This is a genomic window from Microbacterium sp. SCPM-O-B-15248 (M128) (genome assembly GCF_058214835.1).
On sequence record NZ_JBYQLI010000014.1, the window covers coordinates 15,380 to 32,849 of the forward strand.

Annotated in this window: 17 protein-coding genes; 1 reads left to right on the forward strand and 16 read right to left on the reverse strand. The window is 71.7% G+C overall.

The features are described from left to right. Positions 1-25: 25 nt before the first annotated feature. Positions 26-208 carry a hypothetical protein gene (locus AC3E6M_RS16815; RefSeq protein ID WP_490530580.1) on the forward strand — a complete coding sequence of 61 codons (183 nt, stop codon included), beginning with the start codon at positions 26-28 and terminating at the stop codon, positions 206-208. Positions 209-530: 322 nt separating this feature from the next. Here AC3E6M_RS16815 and AC3E6M_RS16820 read toward each other — a convergent pair whose 3' ends face one another. The 16 genes from AC3E6M_RS16820 to AC3E6M_RS16895 form a co-directional block, all read right to left on the reverse strand. Further along, positions 531-893 (reverse strand): hypothetical protein, encoded by a 363-nt coding sequence (locus AC3E6M_RS16820; protein WP_138177088.1) that lies wholly within the window; start codon positions 891-893, stop codon positions 531-533. After that, on the reverse strand, positions 883-5,046 hold the full coding sequence (gene eccCa / locus AC3E6M_RS16825; RefSeq protein ID WP_490530581.1) for a type VII secretion protein EccCa: 4,164 nt from the start codon (positions 5,044-5,046) through the stop codon (positions 883-885). Before eccCa ends, AC3E6M_RS16820 begins: the two co-directional genes overlap by 11 nt. After that, positions 5,043-5,837, reverse strand: coding sequence for a P-loop NTPase family protein (locus tag AC3E6M_RS16830; RefSeq protein WP_490530582.1), 795 nt, complete (start codon positions 5,835-5,837; stop codon positions 5,043-5,045). Before AC3E6M_RS16830 ends, eccCa begins: the two co-directional genes overlap by 4 nt. Continuing rightward, positions 5,834-7,180: a ubiquitin family protein gene (locus AC3E6M_RS16835; protein WP_138177083.1), complete on the reverse strand. Its 1,347-nt coding sequence runs from the start codon at positions 7,178-7,180 to the stop codon at positions 5,834-5,836. The genes AC3E6M_RS16830 and AC3E6M_RS16835 overlap by 4 nt, the downstream gene beginning before the upstream one ends. Next, entirely contained in the window at positions 7,177-7,437 is a 261-nt protein-coding gene (locus AC3E6M_RS16840; RefSeq protein ID WP_490530583.1) for a hypothetical protein, read from the reverse strand. The genes AC3E6M_RS16835 and AC3E6M_RS16840 overlap by 4 nt, the downstream gene beginning before the upstream one ends. Beyond that, a complete protein-coding gene (locus AC3E6M_RS16845; RefSeq protein ID WP_490530584.1) occupies positions 7,437-8,513 on the reverse strand; it encodes a DUF6177 family protein in 1,077 nt (358 codons plus the stop codon). The genes AC3E6M_RS16840 and AC3E6M_RS16845 overlap by 1 nt, the downstream gene beginning before the upstream one ends. Next, positions 8,510-9,283: an FHA domain-containing protein gene (locus AC3E6M_RS16850; RefSeq protein ID WP_138177075.1), complete on the reverse strand. Its 774-nt coding sequence runs from the start codon at positions 9,281-9,283 to the stop codon at positions 8,510-8,512. Before AC3E6M_RS16850 ends, AC3E6M_RS16845 begins: the two co-directional genes overlap by 4 nt. A gap of 103 nt (positions 9,284-9,386) precedes the next feature. Continuing rightward, positions 9,387-9,890, reverse strand: a complete 504-nt coding sequence (locus AC3E6M_RS16855) for a hypothetical protein (RefSeq protein WP_490530585.1) — start codon at positions 9,888-9,890, stop codon at positions 9,387-9,389. Next, positions 9,887-10,717 carry a hypothetical protein gene (locus AC3E6M_RS16860; protein ID WP_490530586.1) on the reverse strand — a complete coding sequence of 277 codons (831 nt, stop codon included), beginning with the start codon at positions 10,715-10,717 and terminating at the stop codon, positions 9,887-9,889. Before AC3E6M_RS16860 ends, AC3E6M_RS16855 begins: the two co-directional genes overlap by 4 nt. A gap of 244 nt (positions 10,718-10,961) precedes the next feature. Next, positions 10,962-11,603 (reverse strand): SseB family protein, encoded by a 642-nt coding sequence (locus AC3E6M_RS16865; RefSeq protein ID WP_138177066.1) that lies wholly within the window; start codon positions 11,601-11,603, stop codon positions 10,962-10,964. 88 nt (positions 11,604-11,691) lie between these two features. Beyond that, positions 11,692-14,967: a hypothetical protein gene (locus AC3E6M_RS16870; RefSeq protein WP_490530587.1), complete on the reverse strand. Its 3,276-nt coding sequence runs from the start codon at positions 14,965-14,967 to the stop codon at positions 11,692-11,694. Next, positions 14,967-15,311 carry a DUF6507 family protein gene (locus AC3E6M_RS16875; protein ID WP_138177060.1) on the reverse strand — a complete coding sequence of 115 codons (345 nt, stop codon included), beginning with the start codon at positions 15,309-15,311 and terminating at the stop codon, positions 14,967-14,969. Before AC3E6M_RS16875 ends, AC3E6M_RS16870 begins: the two co-directional genes overlap by 1 nt. A gap of 104 nt (positions 15,312-15,415) precedes the next feature. After that, positions 15,416-15,727, reverse strand: coding sequence for a pore-forming ESAT-6 family protein (locus AC3E6M_RS16880; RefSeq protein WP_138177058.1), 312 nt, complete (start codon positions 15,725-15,727; stop codon positions 15,416-15,418). 20 nt (positions 15,728-15,747) lie between these two features. Next, positions 15,748-16,080: a hypothetical protein gene (locus tag AC3E6M_RS16885; protein ID WP_076493301.1), complete on the reverse strand. Its 333-nt coding sequence runs from the start codon at positions 16,078-16,080 to the stop codon at positions 15,748-15,750. Between the two features lie 121 nt (positions 16,081-16,201). After that, positions 16,202-16,774: an HhH-GPD-type base excision DNA repair protein gene (locus AC3E6M_RS16890; protein WP_490530588.1), complete on the reverse strand. Its 573-nt coding sequence runs from the start codon at positions 16,772-16,774 to the stop codon at positions 16,202-16,204. A 19-nt stretch (positions 16,775-16,793) separates the two neighbouring features. Then, entirely contained in the window at positions 16,794-17,075 is a 282-nt protein-coding gene (locus AC3E6M_RS16895) for a hypothetical protein (RefSeq protein WP_138177052.1), read from the reverse strand. Between the last annotated feature and the right edge of the window lie 395 nt (positions 17,076-17,470).

The window sequence follows — 17,470 nt, forward strand, 5'->3', positions numbered from 1 at the left end:
TACGGTCGAAGCGGAGGTTGTCATCGTGAGTAGCGAGCTACTGCTCGTCCCGTATGGCACGTTGATCGCCGGCAGACTCACGCGCCCGTTCGTGTCGCTGACCTGTGTGTCGGTAGTCCCGCCGCCCGCGAAGGTATACCCGCCGCTCAACGTCGTCGTGACGGAGCGACCGGCGGTGGCGACGCCGCCGACGGTGACGGTGACGTAGGCGCCGGTGATGGTGCTGCAGGCGGTGCCGGAGTAGCTGGCCTGGTTGAAGGCGAGAACGGCGGCGGTCGAGGCGGATGCCGCGGGGGCGACGGTGGCGACGGCGATGGCGGGGATGGTCCAGGCCGCGCCCTGCAGGATCGTGCGGCGATTCAGATCAGCGGGGGGGGGGGGGGGGGGTAATAGCGGAGTTCTGGTCGGGCGTCAGAGACATGGCGGTGCCTTTCGGGTGGTCGTTGCTGGATGACCGGGAGACCGCCGATTCTCCCGAGCCACCCGCCGACGCCCCGCCGCGTTCGTGCGGCGAGCCCCGTGGGTGAAGCTCAGCCCAGGTGCGCCGCCACACCGCCGCGCGCCGCGGCCGCGGCTTCGAGTAGCCGCACGCCGATGACGCCCTCGGGCTCCCACGTCACGAAGCAGTCCGTGGACCACCGGGCGTCGGCATCCACCTCGACCGCGCCGTAGACCCGGGCGAGTTCCGCGGGGGGAGGCGTCAGCCGGGGGCGGAGGACGGTCAGAACCACGCGCTCGGCGACGACCACCTGAGCGGCGGCGCCGTCGTCGAGGGGGCGGATCTCGACCGCGGTCGCCGCGAGTTCCTCGGGAGTCAGCACCGCCGAGACCGCCTCGGCGAGGGCCTCGATGTCGACCGGTTCGCGCGTGAACGCGACGCTGCTACGGGGCACGGTTGTCTCTCCTCCGTCGAGTCAAGGGCTGCTCCTCGCCGCCCGAAGGCACAGCGGAAGCGGGCACGGGCGCGGGAACCGGCTCGGGTGCGGCGGCGGGCACAGGGGCGTCGTGCGCGGGCGCAGCCTCGGGCGCGGCGGCCGGCGCCGGGGCCACCTCCCGCGTCGTCTCGTCCACGGCATCCGCCTCACCGGCGTCCACCACGGGCTCGACCTCCGCCGGCGCTCCCGCCGTCGAAGCACCCAACGCCTCACCCTCGCTCGCGACGAAGTTCGCCACCTGGACGAGGGTCGGACGCTCGCCGCGGCGCGCCAGTCGGCCACGGCCGGCGATCATCGGCTCGGCGTAGAGCTTGGGCAGCAGCGCGCCCTCGGAGCGGTCGCCCGACATGATCAGCGCGGTGCCGCCGGTGTCGCGGATGCCCTGCAGCGCCACGTCGAACATCGCGCGCGAGGCGCCCGCGACCGGGCGGCTCACCACGACGTTCAGCCGTAGATCGCGCGCCGACGCCAGGTACGGCAGCAGCGGGCGCAGCGGTTCGGTGCCGCCGGCGGCGAGGATGTCGAAGTCGTCGGCGATCACGAGGATCCGCGGACCCGCGTCGCGATCGTTCGCGCGCTTCTCGAGCTCGACCGCGATCGATTCGGCCAGCAGCCGCCCCTGCCGACCCGACGACGCGTGTCCGCCGAGGTAGGCATCCGGGATCTCCGCCGCCAGCTCGCCGCGCGCGTCCATCAGGGCGACGACCAGCTCCTCTGCCGAGTGCCGGTCGATCGCGCCCTGCACGATTCCGCGCAGCAGCGTCGTCTTGCCGCAGCGGCTGTCGCCGAGCACGAGCAGGTGCGGGTCGCGCGTGACGAGGTCGAGCGAGACCGGCTGCATCGTGTCCTGGCGCAGACCCAGGGGTACGGCATCCGGTTCGTCGATCGGGTCGGGCAGCTCGGTCGGCGACAGCACCTCGGGCAGCAGCCGGATGGGCGCTGCGCCCTGACCGCCCCAGCGGGCCGCGCTCTCGCGCGCGAGCTGCTCGAGCGCCTCGCCGGTGTCGCCGTCGTCGACCTCTTCGAGCAGCGGCAGCGCGATCTGCGCGAACAGCTTCTCGTCGGTCAGTACGCGGCCGGGCTCGTCGGCACGCAGCGTCTGCGAGAGCTTCCGCGCGATCTGCGAGTCGGCGGGATCGTTGAGCTTCAGCTCGAGGCGCGTGCCGATGAGGCCCTGCAGGTTCATGCGCAGTTCGTTCCAGCGCGAGAGGGCGACGACGACGTGGATGCCGAAGCTGCCGCCGCGTTCCAGCAGCTGACCGAGCGGGGCCTCGAGGTCTTCGAAGTCCTGGCGGAGCGCGCCGAGGCCGTCGATGAGCAGCACGACGTCGGCGCTCGGCAGGTCGGGGAGGCGGCCGTCGGCGTGCTGCCGGCGCATGTCGGCGAGGGAGTCGAGGCCGTGGTCGCGGAACACCCGCTCGCGCACGGCGAGCATGCCGGTGAGCTCCTCGAGCAGACGCGTGAGCCGCTCGCGGTTGCCGCGCGTCGCAACGCCACCGACGTGCGGGAACGGCTCGATGCGGGCGAGACCGCCTCCGGTGAGGTCCATGCCGTAGATGCTCACCTGGCGCGGGGAGTGGGTGAACGACAGCGACGCCGCGAGCGTGCGCAGGAACATCGAGCGCCCCGACTGCGGCGCTCCCGTGATCGAGACGTGTCCGCCCGAGCGCGTGAGGTCGAGCATCCACGGCGACTGCGTCTGCTTCGACGGGTCGTCGAGAAGGCCCATCGGCGCCCGGAGCGTCCCGGCGCCGTCGGCCTGCGGCAGCACGCCGCCGAGCGTCAGTACGGGCGGGAGCGGCGGCAGCCACACCGGACGCGTACGGGCGATGCCGCGGGCGAGCCGCGAGGTCGCCGCCTGCACGAGCGTGCGGCCGGTGGTCGGGGTCTCGGGCTCTGCGCTGTCGAGCTGCTCGGCCTCGGGCGAGTCGTCGGGCAGGTCGTACGCGGGCAGCCGCAGCACCGGCGGGGCGTCGTCGTGCCGCGGACCCGACTCGACCGGATCCGGCACCGGACCCGAGACGTATCCCGCGCGGAACCGCGTGTAGACCGAGGTGTCGACCTTGAGGTACCCGAAGCCGGGGATCGCGGGCAGGTGGAACGCGTCGGGGGTGTCGAGCACGACGGCCGACTCCGACTCCGAGAACGTGCGGAGACCGATCCGGTACGACAGGTACGTGTCGAGGCCGCGGAGGCGTCCGCCCTCGATCCGCTGGCTCGACAGCAGCAGGTGCACGCCGATCGAGCGGCCGATGCGCCCGATCGTCAGCAGCAGCTCCACGAAGTCGGGCTCGGCGGTGAGCAGCTCGCCGAACTCGTCGATCACGAGGAACAGGTGCGGCAGCGCCGGAAGCTCGGGACGGTCGCGTCGCATCTGCCGGTAGTGCCCGATGGATGCCGCGTTCCCGGCATCCTTCAACAGGCGCTGCCGGCGCACGACCTCGCCCTGGATGCTCGCGCGGGCGCGCTCGGTCAGCTGCGGGTCGTCGGCGAGGTTGTCGATGATGCCCGCGACGTGCGGGAGACGGGAGAACGGCGCGAACGCCGCACCTCCCTTGTAGTCGACGAGGATCATGCTGAGGTCGTCGGGCGAGTGCGTCAGTGCGAGCCCCAGGATGAGCGTGCGCAGCAGCTCGCTCTTGCCCGAACCGGTGGCACCGATGCAGATGCCGTGCGGGCCCATGCCGAGCTGCGCGGACTCCTTGAGGTCGAGCAGCACCGGGCCGCCCTGGTCGTCGACGCCGATCGGCACGCGCAGGAATTCCGCGGCGCTGCGCGTGCGCCACGCGGCCGAGGTGTCGATCGTATCCACGTCGGCGACGCCGAGGAGCTGCGTCACGTCGGGGGCGAGAGCAGTGCCGGAGTCCTGCGCCGAGGTGCGCGTGAGCCGGAGTCCCGCGAGCGGGCGCGCCACGACGTCGAGGGCCGCGGGCGTGACGGGATCGATCCGGATGCCACTCACCGCCGCCTCACCCGTTCCCGGGGTCTCCACCGTCGCGGTGCCGTTCTCGACGGTCACGCGGGCGGCGACCGAGGTCGGCTCCTTGAGGCGGTCGTCGACGAGATGCACGACCGTCACGCCGAGGGCGGTGAGGTCGAGAGCGGCATCCAGGCGGGGGACGGGGGACGCGGCGTGATCGGCCTCGTCGACGAAGATGACGAGGCGGCCGGGCTTGGTCTTGCGGCCCGCGCGACGCGACGCGGCCGCCGTGGCGACGCGGTCGCGCAGCTCGTCGCGCAGGAGCGACAGCAGCTCGGGCAGGCTCGGGGCGACGCGCCGTGCCGTGACGGCGCCGACCGGCGGGGTGTCGCCGGAGAGGTGGGGCAGCAGATCGAGTCCGTGCCAGTCGTCGCGCTGCGCGGGGGCGATCGCGGCGGCGATGTGGACGTCGTCGGGGGAGTGGAACGCCGCGATCTGCGCCGCCAGCGCCCGCGCGACGCGCAGCGTGTCGGGCCGTGCGCCGACGATCGACACCTGACCGCCGCGCTCGAGGTCGACGGTCGCGGGCATGCCCTGCGCGATCCCGGCCAGGCGCACCATGCGCTCGGCGGACTCGCGCATCACCGGGTCGAACGGCTGCACCGGATTCTGCTCGGGCGGCAGCGCCACCTCGACGGCGCGCAGGTCGCCGGTGCCGATGCGGACGCGCAGGAAGTCGGCGTCACCGGGACGGCGCTCCCACCGCCGTGCGGGGTCGGCGGCGATCTCGACGAGCGTGCCGGGCGCGGGGTGCAGGGCCAGAGCGGCGGCGCGCTGCGCGTCGGCGGTCTCGCGGACGGCCTCGCGCGTCTCCTCCAAGTAGTCGAGGTAGCGCTCGCGCTGTACGCGACGCTGGCGGGCGGCGTTGCCGCGCTGCGTGAGCGCCATGCCGAGACCGCCGACGAGCGCGACGACGAGGATCACCGCGCCCACCACGACCATGATCGGGTTGTTGCGCAGCAGCACGATCATCGTGATCGACGACAGGCTGCCCACGATCGGCAGCAGCGACTGGAGCGGGAACCCCGTCGCACCCTCGCCGATCGGTGGCGGCGGCGCCAGGATGATCTCGGGCGCCGGCTCGACGGCCTCGCTGATGCGGGCGGGGCGGTGGACGATGCGGACGGTCATGCGCTCCTCCCCGACGCGGCGACGAGTGCGGCCGCGAGCTTCACGACGGCCAGGTGCGTGGCCGAGCGGCGGGCGCGGCCGTTCGCCGCGAGACCCGGATCGAACGGCACCGCGACCACGGGATGGTCGGCCCCGGTCGCGAGTGCGCGCGCGACACCGTCGCCCTCGCGCGCGTGGTCGACGAGCGCGAGCGCGACGGACGGCGTCTCGGGGAGCCCCGCGACCGCCTCCACCACCGAGCGGGCGTGCTCGGCCGGCGACCGGCGTCCGTCGCTCACGAGACACACGACGTCGCACAGCGCTGCGCACGTGGCGAGGTCGGCGAGCGGATGCCGCGCACCGAAGTCCGTGACCGACACGTCGAAGAAGCGAGCGATCGGGGCGGCCTCGCCGAGCCACGCGCCGACGGCATCCTCGGTCTCGCGCGGGCGCAGAGCCACGACGCCGTCGCGGACCTCGAGCCCGCTCAGCGCCTCGGCCGTGGTGCGCGCGGTGGCGCGGGTCTCGTCGGGAGCGACCGGATCGGCACCCAGGCGCGCGGCCAGGCCCGTCGCTCCGGCGGAGACGTCGACCGCGAGCACGGGCTCACTGCGCCGTGCGGCGACGACCCGCACGAGCTGGTGAGCGACGGTGCTCGTTCCGGCGCCGGGCGACAGTGACACCACGCCGATGCGACGCGTCGTGGACAGGCCGCCGCGGATCGCGGCATCCGCTGTGGTCAGCTCGACGCGTCCGTTCGCGCCGCTGCCGAACACCGCGGTCGACAGTGCGCGCAGGTCGAGCACGGTCACGACCGACCGCCGAACATGCCGAGCAGTTCGGCGTAGATGCCCAGGGCTCCGACGAGCAGCGGGATCAGCGCCACCACGGCGAGCGTCTCGACGATGTTGCCGAGTCCGCGCAGACGCGCGCGCACGTGCGGGCGGGGCCGCACGAGCACCATCGTCGCGACGAGTGCGGCCAGCACGACCGCCGCGCCCGCGCCGATCCAGCCGAGACCGCCCGCGAGCAGCACCGAGAGCCCCGCCGCGGCGATCACGCCGGCGGCGGCCCACAGCAGCCACCCCTGCCAGCGCAGCGGGAACGCGCGGGTGCGGAGAGCCGCGACGAGGAAGAACGCCAGCGCCAGCAGCTCGGTCCAGATCGTGCCCGACAGGGCGAGGACGACACCGGTCACACCCAGAACGGATGCCACCGCCCCCACGCTCCACGTCAGAGCCGCGTAGGCCTCGTCGATCGCGGCGAACGCCCGGGGTCGGGCGGGCGGCGCGCCGTCGGCGGCGCGCTGGTCGAGGTCGGTCAGCCCCGCCGACGACAGCGCGATCCAGGGCAGCGGGCCGGTGGCGAACGCGGCGACGACGCCGGTCACGGCCGAGGCCGAGACGGCATCCACTCCCGCCAGCAGGAGGCCGAGGAGCAGCGACGACAGGACGGCGCCCAGGGCCCCACCCGAGGCGGCGCCCCGACGACGATGGGCCACGCCCACGCCGAGGAGGGCGACGGTGAAGCCGGTGGCTAGCGCGGCGGAGATCCCGGCGAGCAGCGCCGTCCCTGCGGCCGGTCCGGATGCCACCGCGGCCGCGGTCGCGCTCCCCACCGGCAGCGCGAGGCCCGCGGCGGCCGCGGACACGCACGTCGACAGTCGGCGGAGTCCGCCGAGCCCGAGGCCCGTGGCGACCGCGGCGAGGACGAGGGACGTGGCGAGCAGGGCGAATGCGGCGAGCGTCGACGACGACCACGGCGACAGCCATCCCGCGACGGCGAACGCGGCCGCGATGCCCGCACCGCCGGCGACGGTGCGCGACCGCTCGTCCCAGCGGTCGGGGCGGGCGTCGTGCGCGTCGGCGGCGGCATCGGTCACGTCGATCACGACGGGCGGCGGGGGTGCGGCATCCAGACGGACGAGGCGCACGAGAGTGCCGTCGGGCAGGTCGAGCTGCTGCGGGGTCAGGGCGATGTCGATCTGCTCGCCGTCGGGCGCGATGACGGCGAGCGGGCGGGCGACTGTGCCGGCGGTCTCGCCGAGCAGGTCGAGCAGACGCGGTAGGGCGGCGCCGACGGGCTCGCCGCTCGGGACGACGACCTCGGCGCGGCGTTCGGAGCCCGCGACGGTCAGACGGGTGTAGATGCTCACGGCGTGACGGCTCCGGTGGGGGTCTGGACGGTCGAGGTGGCCTGCTGGGCGCGCTCGGTCAGCAATTGCGAGACGAACGAGACGCCGACGCACGCGGCGCACGCGATCGCGGCGACGACGATCGAGCCCATCAGACGCTTCATGTGGTCGTTGACCGTGCGGCGTTCGCCGATGTGGCCGTAGACGAGGGCGGCGCCCAGGCGCATGCGCTGGATCTTCGCCTGCTCGATGAGGACGGTGTCGCGCTGGTCGGGCATCAGCGGGTCCTTTCCGGTTCGCGCAGCAGCAGTGCGCGCACGTGCGGGGCGAGACCCAGCAGCTCGCCGAGGCGCTCCGGGTCGAGGGTCGCGAGGACGTCGTTCAGGCGGTTCCACCCGCCGCCGTCGGTCGAGCCGAGGGGCAGCAGGACACCCGGGAGCCGCGGGCTGCCGACCGTCGTGCCGCCGACCTCGTCGATCCACCGCTTCGCGTCGATGCCCAGGGCGCGGATGCCGACGGGGCCGATGAGCAGCGCGAGGGGTTCGGGTTGGGGGGATGCCGTGGCCCGGCGTGCCAGGTCGGGTGCGCCGATCGCGGCGAAAGAGATGCCGATGAGTGGGAGTCCGACGGTCGCGGCGCGGGCCAGGAGCTCGCGAGCCTCCGCCGTCGCGGTCTGGCCGCTCTCGCGGCCCACGCCGGGAACGGCGGCCCACACGCGCGTCGTCTCTTCCAGACCCTCGCTCGTGCGGCCGACCTGCACGGTCGCGAGCGCCGCGCGTTCGCCGCCGCCCACGGCGACCCAGTGGCTGTCCAGCGGGATGCGGCGTCGCGACCTCTCGGTGAGGTCGTCGCGGTCCCACGGGGCGAGGAGCGGCTCGACCGCGCCCCACGCCGTCGGCTCGGCACCGGTGAACAGCGCGACCGCAGCCTCGGCGACGCCGCCGAGGCGCACCGGCCGGCTGACCCGGTGCCGCGTCGAGATCGTCGCCACGACCTGCAGAGTGGATGCCACCTGCGCGCGCACGAAGAGCGGATGAACGTTCTCGGCCGTCGGTGACGCCGGGGTCAGCGCGTCGGCCGGTGCGTCGATGCGGACGCCCGTCCCCGCGTCGTAGAAGCCGTCGGCGCGGGTGCGGACGATCCAGTGCCCCTGGACCGCCGACAGGACCTGCGCGAGCGGCTGGGTCATGCGCGAGAACTCGCTCGACACGATGATCGGCCGCAACCCCTGGCTCGCGGTCTTGTGCAGGAAGTCGCTCATCGCCGTCGTCAGGGCGACGATCGGTGCGCGGGTCTCGGTGCCGGCCCAGCCGGGGCCGGCCGCGTCGAGGAGGGGGTGTGCGACGGTGCTCATGCGGCATCCCGGACGGTCAGGGTGCGGTCACCGATCTCGAGGACGACATCGGTGGGCACGGGCGTGCGCTGGTGGGGGAGGAGGGGGGTCGAGGCGCCGGCGCCGCGGACGAACGTGCCATTCGTCGAGCCGAGGTCGGTGACCCAGACCTGACGGCCGTCCCATTCGAGACGGACGTGCGACTTCGACAGGGTGCGCGACATGTCGGCCCAGCGGTAGACCTCGGCGGGGGCGTCGGCCGGGGCGGAAGGGTCGCGCCCCAACACGAGCGCGGTGTCGAGCGTGAGGCGCTCGCCCGAGTCGAGCAGGAGCGTCGGGACCATGCCGCGGCGCGCACGGCCGGGGGCGGCGCTCGGCGCGGCCTCGGGGAAGGCGAAGGCCGCGATCGCCGGCGCGAACGGGTCGCGACCCCGGCGAAGGTCGAACATCGCGAGCTTGCCGGATGCCAGCGCCCACAGCGCCGAGCCACCCGCGGCCGCGCCCGTGGTGCGGCGCACGATGCGCGCGTCGACGGTGGCGGCGCCGAGGGTGCGGCCGGTCCGGCCGAGAAGCCACACCGCGACGGCGAGGAGCGCGATCGCGGCGACGACGACCAGCCAGCCCAGTGCGGGAGGTCCGGCGACGATCACGACGATGCCTGCCGCGAGCACGGCGAGGGGCATGATGACGTCGAGCGCCACGGCACCGACGATCTGCCCCGCGCGGGCACGCTCGGTGAACACCAGCGGATCGACGTCGGCCAGGCGCAACGAATCCTGCATGCTCGTCATCGGGCCCCCTCCCTCGACCTTCCACCCTAGGCGGGACGCCCCGACGGTGCCCGTTCGGGCGCGCTCTTGCGTGGATAACCCCCGGGGCGGCAGAATTACCGGCTCACCGGCGGGTCAGCGGGGTGTACTCGCGCCGGGCGACCATCGCGAAGACCTCGCTCGCCGCGGCATCCGAAATCTCCTCGAGATCGGAATCGAGGGGGAATCGGATCACGCGCTCGAGCATGCCTTTCGTGTCCGGATGCCAGGTGTCGACGTCGACGAGCATCTCGTCGACCGGCCCGTGATCAGTTTCGCGTCGCCGGAACAACCGCGCGGGGACCAGCCGACCGTCGACACGGAGTTCACGAACGAAGTACCGGGGCGTGTTTTCCCGGCGAGCCTTTTCGCGCCACTCGACGCTGTTGCTCGACCTGAACTCGCGGCGCCCCTGTGGGGTGGCGCGCTCGTCGGTCGCGAAGACCAGCCAGCCAGTCTCCGTGCGCTGGATCGCCACGATGTCGGTGTCGTTGGTCGCGTCCTCGAACCAGCGGTATCCGCTGAGGTTTTCGGTCTGGATCACGGCGAGCGTCTCCGCGCGCCGCTGCTCTCCGTCACGGTCGATCACCCGGGCATCACCTTCTCCCGGACGTCGCTGAGTTCGGAGAGCGGTACGAGGAACGAGACACCGCCATTGCCGCCACGCTGGTCGTGCACCTCCGCTCGCGGAAGGGCGACGAGAGCATGCCAGTCCGGGCTGGTGTAGACGTACAGGATGGCTCGGCAGTCCGCGCCCGATCGGGGCACAGGGGCGTGTACGCGGGTACCATCCTGCTTCCAGGTCGACACGAGCGGAATCCAATGCCCCTCGTAGAGTCCCTCGGCGTCGACGTGCTCCACCTGCAGAACCTCTGCGGCCGGCACGGTCCGATAGCTGAGCCCCTCGCGGTCGTAAAGGAAGAACTCGGCGGGCCGTTCCCCGGGCGCCACTGTCGCTGTCGAGGCGAACCACCCGTCGCTCGTCCGGACCCAGATCCCCGTGGCGCGGATCGTCTCGGCATCCATCGGATGACTCATCGCGGGTCGCGCTCGTGTATCCCTGAACGGCACGTAGTTCCGGGTTCTCACCATCTCCTGGAACTGAGCGGCTTCGTCCGCCGTCACCTCCTCGAGGTCGGAGTCGAGCGTGAAGATCACCGCGTACTCGACCTGTCCGAGGTCGTCCGGGTGCCAGTCTTCGACGTCCTTGAGGACCTCATCGACCGGCCGGCCGTCGACCGTGCGGCGTCGAAAGAGCGAGATCGGGATCGGCATCGCGCCCTCCCCGCCGTAGCGGACGAAGTAGCGGGGGACGTCACTGCCGGCTTCGATGCCCAGCCACCTCAGATTGAAGAACCACCGGGATGCCAGGGCATCCACGGCATCCGGCGAAAGATCGGGGCGGGCATCCCGCAAGCGTCGCTTGTAGAGAGCTGCTCCGCCGTCATCGCTCGCGGAGAGGTCGGTGACTTCGAGACGATCGGAGGCGCCGATCGCGTCGTGGACCCCGCGGAGCAGGCCGGCGGGATCGTCTCTCCCACCCGGACGCAGCGTACGCTGCCGCGGTCTTCGGCGCCCCGGAGGGCTACGCGCACGATCTCGCGCGCGGCCTCCGCGTCGATCATCTCCGCCTCGTTTCGTGACGGTGCGGGCGGGGCGGTCAACGGCGCTGAAGCGGGACGTAGGTGCGTCGGGCGACCATGTCGAAGACGTCCTGCGCGGCCTCGGGGGAGATCTCCTCGATGTCGGCATCCAGAGGGAAGCGGATGGCCTTGTCGACCGTTCCGTGTCGGTCGTCGGTCCACGAGTCGACATCGAGGAGACGCTCGTCAACCGGCCCATCGGGGGTGGAGCGGCGACGGAAGACCGACACCGGGACGACCTGCCCTTCCACCATCTGCTCCCGGATGAAGTAGCGCGTGGACGGTGCCGCGGACACCTGGCGGAGGGCAGCCAGAGCCGACGGCGGGATCTCCATTGCGCCCGCCGACCCCGGGTTCACGACGAGGCCGACCTCGCGGGCAGCGCCGCTGATGAGGAGGCGGCCCGGCAGGAGCAGCGCGCTGCGGCCCTCACCGAATTCCGCCGGCACCTGATCCGTCGCGGTGAAGACCGCGAGGAAGTTCGCGTCGTCATGGTGAACGACGAGGGGCTCGATCGACGTCGGGTCGGGCGTTCCGTCGACCAGAACGACCAACTCGGCTTCCAGAAGAGCCGGTGCCAGGCGCTCCGACGACAGCTCCCCGGACCGCACCAACCTCATGGTGACTTCGAGGTCGTTCTCGGGGCGAGGCTCTGTCATGATCGGGCTCCTTCAGTGCGCGGCAGCACCGCGCTCCGCACAAATCTAACTTCGGTGGCTTCTGTGCAAGGCAACGGGCGCCGCCGCATCACCACACGCGCTGGACGAACCACTCGCCGTCCACCAGGTGGAACCGGAAGGCACCGTTCATCACTCCCGTGCCGCCGGGGATGACGTACTCGCGGGTGGGGTTCATGAGGTAACCGGCGTTGGGTCCCTCACCGAGGACCGCCGTGTGCCCACCCTCGAGGTAGTGAGGCCATCCCATGGCATCGGCTGCCGTCGGCTGACGGACGGGGATGCCGTCGGACGGGAACGCGATCCCCTGGATCTCGCCCCCGGTCGTGTAGGCCTGCTGGGTCGCGGGCGACATGCCGGTGTACCGCGCTGCGTCATGGGCGTTCTTCACGATGCCCGCGTCGTCAGCAGGCATGACGAAGAACGGCCGGCCTGACCGGCCCAGCGTGCTGGTCGGTCCGGAATAGTAGTTCGTAGCGGCGCTGTCGTCGAAGAACGCCACCATCCATCCGTCCCGCCGCAACTGGTCGATCTGTGCGGGCGAGACGGGAGTACCGACGTCCGTCGCACTGACGACGTGCTCCGATGCCCCGGGGGCACGGTGGACCACGCCCACGTCGTCGGGCCATGAGATGTGCGGCGCGTCGTGCGGCAGCGGGATCTGCGAGAAGATGTCCTGCTGCTGCGCTCGCAACTGAGCGAGGTCTTCCGGGCTCTGCCCCGGGAGCCGCTCCATCTCGTACAGCTCGTGCGTCTCCATCTTGGCCGCGAAGCTCGCGTCGGTGTGGAACTGCACCTCGATCACGCGCCCCGATGCCGGGTCGAACCAGTTGCTGTTGATCCCCTGGTACCCGGAACCGCCCCACGTGTTCTTCAGGTTGCCGAACGGCTGGTAGCCGTCGGAGACGAGGCCGTCGATGACGGAGCGGGTGCCGCTCGTGTAATCGCTCGGGTCGAGGATCACCGTGTAGCGGACGGAGTCCTTCATGCCTGCCATGGTGGTCTCGGCCGAGGCGCGGGTGCCCGGAAGCCCAGATTCGTCGAGCGCCGTAGCCACCTTGCGGTACATCGACTCATCGCCCTTGAGGCGGTAGTCGAGGCCCTCGAGTCGCGCACCGGGCTGCCCGCCGACGATCCGGGTCATATCATCCGTGATCCGGGGCTCAGCCGCGCGAGAACCGGCGAGATAGTCGTCAACGACCTTCTTCTCGGGAGCCGACAGGTACAGGTCGCTCTGCTCCTGGCTGCGCCATGCGGCAGCACCAGGATCTTCCGGCGGGAGCGCCCCGGCGCCCTCCGAACCGCCCGTTCCGTCGCCACCGTGGCTGCCCGCGCCGTCGTCTCCACCGGCGTGCGCCGCACCGTCGTCGCCGCTGCCGGCCCCGCCCTCACCTCGGCCACCATCAGCGGCGTCATCAGCACGGCCCGCGCCGTCCTCGGCGTGTCCGCCCTTCGCGGAATCCTCGCCGTGCCCACCATTCGCCGGGTCGTCGCTACGGCCATGACCGCCCGCGTCGCCGCCGCGCCCGCCACCGTTCCCGGTGTCGTGGCCGCCGCTCTCGCCGCCCGCGTGGCTGTTGCCGCCGCCAGTGTCGGTTGAGGGCTCGCGCACGACGGTCGACTCGCCGGAGCCGCCGGTGTCCGTGCGGACGGGCGCATCCTCGACGATCGAGTTCACCGGACCGGGGCCAGCCTCGCCACGGACGCCGCCGGCTGAGACCAACTCGGGCTCGCGCACGGGCGCCGCGACACCGACATCCGCGCCGCCATCGGTACGCACCGGAACGTCGCCGCCGCGGACGCCGTCGAACGAGCCCGCGGGCATCTCGATGCGACCCGAAGGGATGGCATCCGTCGGCGGGAACTCGTACACCGGCACGCCGTCTTCGATGCGCGCCGTGATGCTGTTGAGGTCGACCCCGGCGTCGTCGAGCGCGCGAAGCGCGGAGGCCGCGTCGTCGGCGACGAAGGGCATGTCGGGGGCATTGAGGTGGAAGCCGTCGGCGGCATCCGATCCCAGACGTCCGATGAGACCGTCGAGGCTGTGCAGGCCGGCGCCGCCCAGGCGCATCGCGCCGTTCATCGCGAGCGCCGCGGGGTCGACGAAGTCGACGACCTTGGCCATCTTCGACACGACGGATGCCGCGGTCGAGGCGGTCTTCACGCCGGCGACGGCCGCGCCGCCCACGGGGATCAGCGCGGTGCCCACGTTGAAGACCGACTCGCCGAGCGCCGTGCCCGGGTCGTCCTGCCACTTGTCCCACGCGATGAGGGCCTTGCCGGTGTTGATCGCGGCCTCATCGGCCTGGGCCTTGAAGTCGCGCACCTCCTGCGGCAGGAAGCCGTCCATGCCCATGGACTGCATGAGCGAGTCCGACTGGAAGATCGGCGCGAGCACGCCCGTGTTGGCGAGAGCCGCGAACCCCAGCATGCCGAGGTTGCCCCAGGCTGCGCCGTACGCGTCACCTGAGAAGAACTCACCCGTCTCGGGGTTGTATCCGAGCACCAGGGTGCCGAGGCCGGTGATCGTGCCCCACACGCCGCCGACCGCGATGCCCTCCCACAGGAAGTCCTTGAAGACGAAGTTGACCGTCGCCTCGCCGCAGCCCTCGGTGCGCTCGACGTCGGCGCCCCACGGCATCTCGGTTCCCTCGGGGATCTCGGAGATGCCGTAGCCGAGAGCGTCGTCCTCGGACTGCGCCGCGTGCAGCGGGGCCGCCCCGTACAGGGCCCGGATGCGGTTCGCGCAGGCCCGCTCGGCCTCCCACAGCTTGACCTGCTGTGCGTTGACGGCGGCGATCAACTCGTTGTTCCGGTCGACGTGCTCCTGCGACTCGTGCCATTCCTTGGTCACGGTGCGGTACTTGTCCGGCGCCGCAGCGCTCGACGACGTCGTTGTCGACGAGCTCCACGAACCTTGATAGGTCGGCGTCGCGGTCGCCCCGCCGTACGGCGACTGCGCCGCCGTCCACGCCGGATTGATCTCTCGCACCTGTACGCCGCCCTGGATCGAGTCCACGAACGTCTTGGCTTCGGCGCGCAGCGCGTCGAGCTCGGCCTTGATCGGCCGCACGTCGGAGGCGAAGGCGATGAGAGCAGCCGACACCTCGGCCAGGTTGTCGCTGACCTGGGTCGCCTGCGAACTCACCGGCGCCATCAGCCCCAGGAGGGTGGGCGACTCCGGTGCCTCGTAGACGCCGGCCATGCCCTGCCACTTGAACTGCACGTTCGAGCCGTGGTCGGCCACTTGGCCCGAGATCGTTCCGACGGTGCGGGCGTTCTCGTCGATGGCATCCGGGTTGATGTCGGCGCCGGGGATCTTCTCGTAATCGATGGGACTCGGCATCACATCACCCCGTGAGGAAGAGTGGGCGGGTAAACGGTGGCGACGGCCGCGGTCTGCGCGTTCGCGGCCATCTCCATGTCGCCGGCGACGTACGCTTCGGTGGCGGAGACCACGCCCTGCGCGGCGGCGCCGATCCGGGCGCTCATGCCCTGGATGCGCGGCGCCTCTTCCTGCTGGAAGTAGGCCTGCACCGCCTCGGAGATGGCACCGGACTGGGTCGCGGTGACCGCTCCTTCGAGGGCAGGACTCAGCGAATTGAGCGCCGTGCCCAAAGCCTCGGCGTCGACGTTCACATCCGTCAGCACGGCCACGACTCCGGACGGCTCGATACGCCAACTCGTCATCGTCAGAACCCCTTCACTTCATCGACGATCTCGCGCGGCCGGCCCCACGCGCGAGGCACCGCCGATGCCGGGCGCTGTGCACGCCCGGCATCACGCAGACATCGTCAGCCGATCGACTCCACCGCCGCGCGAGCCTTGCTCAGCGCGGTCTGGGCGGACTCGTCGTTGCGTTCGAGCGACGAACGGAGCGTGTGGATGATGCCGCGCACCTCGGCGGCGGCGTTCTTCCAGCGGGTCTCCTTGCCGCGGTAGTCCTCGGACACACCGTCGGCGGAGTAGTCGGCCATCGCGGCCTGCACGTCGCGGTCGCGCTGGTCGATGAGCGACTCGAGCTGCGCGGCGACGCGGTTGAAGTTGTCCTGAGCGTTCTGCGACGCCGCGATCGAGTAGTCGCGACGGTCTCCCTGGTTCACCATGAGTCAGTCCCTTCCGATTCTCAGCGTCCGCCGAAGCGCGCGGCGTCGAACGACGACCCGGCTTCGAGGCTCGTGGTCTGGTCGACCATGGACGACTCACCCTCCTGGAAGGAGCGGTCCATGCCGGAGATGCCGCCCAGGACGCCGTCGAGCGCGAGCTTGAGCTCGGCCGAGATGGCATCCGTGCGCGACTTGAAACGGTCGAAGGCCGCGCGGCCCGCGCCCTGGAACTGTCCCTCGAGCGGCTCGGCCGCCTCGAGCAGCTGGCGCACCAGCAGCGACAATTCATCACTGGAACCCGAGGTGGCCTTACCCAGCACACCCAGAGTGTCGGAACCCATTGCGAACTTCACGAGAGCCCACCCTTCGATCGCGAATCACGTGCAACGAACCCTGAAACCCTAACCACGCCGGAGCGGCCCGGGAAGAAAGATGAGAGAACTCTCCTTTTTCTCCCCCGTGGTGTAGGAGGGGTCAATCGCCCGCTTTCGCCGCTGCTTTCGCGGCCCGCTTGTACTCGCGCACCTTGGTCAGCGACTCCGGACTGGTGATGTCGGCGACCGATCGGAACGAACCCTCATCTCCGTAGGGCCCGGCTGCTTCGCGCCACCCGGCACCGTCGTAGCCGTACTGCTTGCCGAGCAGCGCGAGGAAGATCTTGGCCTTCTGCTCTCCGAAGCCCGGGAGTGCTTTCAGCCGCTTGAACACGGTCGCACCGTCGGGATCGTCGCGGGTCCACAGGGCCGCGGCATCCCCACCCCAGTCCTCCTCGATGGCCGTGCACAGTGCCTGCACCCGCTTCGCCATGGAGCCGGGGAAGCGGTGCACGGCGGGCGATTCCGAGAATGCCGCCGCGAAGGCCTCGGGGTCTTCGTGGGCGAGGGTTCTGGCATCCATCGAGCCGACGCGCTGCTCGATCTTGAGCGGACCTGCGAACGCGGTCTCCATCGCGACCTGCTGGTCGAGCAGCATGCCGATCAGCAGCGCGAGGGGGTTCGTCGAGAGCAGGTCGTCGGCAGCGGGGTCGTCGGTGATGCGCAGGCTCATGCCCTCATTGTCCCGCGGGTCACTCGCTCGCGGCGATCCACTTCTCGGCGAAGGGCACGGCATCCAGGTAGTGCAGGTCGTCGGTGATCTCGGATAGTTGCTGCTCGAAGTCCTCGACGCTGCCGGCGCGGAGGCGCTTCACGACAGATCCGTCCGCCCGGCGGATCACCACTTCGTTGACGGACGGAGCGACTCGGCCCGCGTCGAGGAGTCCCATCGCGATGGTCGCCGCCCACCGCAGTCCGTTGCGGGCGCGATCCTCGCCCGCGACGCGATAGACCTCGGATGCCGGAGTGCTCATGCCCTCATCCTGCCCGAGGCCGGTTCGCCCCGGGGGTGGACGTGGCTGCGGCGGCGCTCGGGTGCTGCGCGTCCTGCGATGCGCGGGTGGCGTCGGGTGGGTGTTGTCGAAGCGTCCGGGGCGGGAGGAGATTCCGCGGAGGGAGGGGGGATGCCGCGGTGTCGGTCCTCCCGAGCCGGAATCTCCTCCGCTCGGCCGGTGTGGGCGGACGCTCGGCCGGTGCGGCTGCGGCGCACGACGCGGTGTACGCGCGGCTGGGGCGCGGATGGTGCCCACGGGGGGAGGAGATTCGGCGGGCGGAGGATGGATGCTGCGGTGTCGGTCCTCCGCTGCCCGGAAGTCCTCCGTTCGCCTGTGCTCGACTCGGTGGGGCGCGGCCGCAGATGCGTGGGTCG

Excerpts from the sequence above, each read along its gene's own strand:
- eccCa (WP_490530581.1), bottom strand. The coding sequence starts at position 5,046 with ATGACCGTCCGCATCGTCCACCGCCCCGCCCGCATCAGCGAGGCCGTC.
- AC3E6M_RS16840 (WP_490530583.1), bottom strand. The coding sequence starts at position 7,437 with ATGCCCGACCAGCGCGACACCGTCCTCATCGAGCAGGCGAAGATCCAG.
- AC3E6M_RS16845 (WP_490530584.1), bottom strand. The coding sequence starts at position 8,513 with ATGAGCACCGTCGCACACCCCCTCCTCGACGCGGCCGGCCCCGGCTGG.
- AC3E6M_RS16850 (WP_138177075.1), bottom strand. The coding sequence starts at position 9,283 with ATGACGAGCATGCAGGATTCGTTGCGCCTGGCCGACGTCGATCCGCTG.
- AC3E6M_RS16865 (WP_138177066.1), bottom strand. The coding sequence starts at position 11,603 with ATGACAGAGCCTCGCCCCGAGAACGACCTCGAAGTCACCATGAGGTTG.
- AC3E6M_RS16870 (WP_490530587.1), bottom strand. The coding sequence starts at position 14,967 with ATGCCGAGTCCCATCGATTACGAGAAGATCCCCGGCGCCGACATCAAC.
- AC3E6M_RS16875 (WP_138177060.1), bottom strand. The coding sequence starts at position 15,311 with ATGACGAGTTGGCGTATCGAGCCGTCCGGAGTCGTGGCCGTGCTGACG.
- AC3E6M_RS16880 (WP_138177058.1), bottom strand. The coding sequence starts at position 15,727 with ATGGTGAACCAGGGAGACCGTCGCGACTACTCGATCGCGGCGTCGCAG.
- AC3E6M_RS16890 (WP_490530588.1), bottom strand. The coding sequence starts at position 16,774 with ATGAGCCTGCGCATCACCGACGACCCCGCTGCCGACGACCTGCTCTCG.
- AC3E6M_RS16895 (WP_138177052.1), bottom strand. The coding sequence starts at position 17,075 with ATGAGCACTCCGGCATCCGAGGTCTATCGCGTCGCGGGCGAGGATCGC.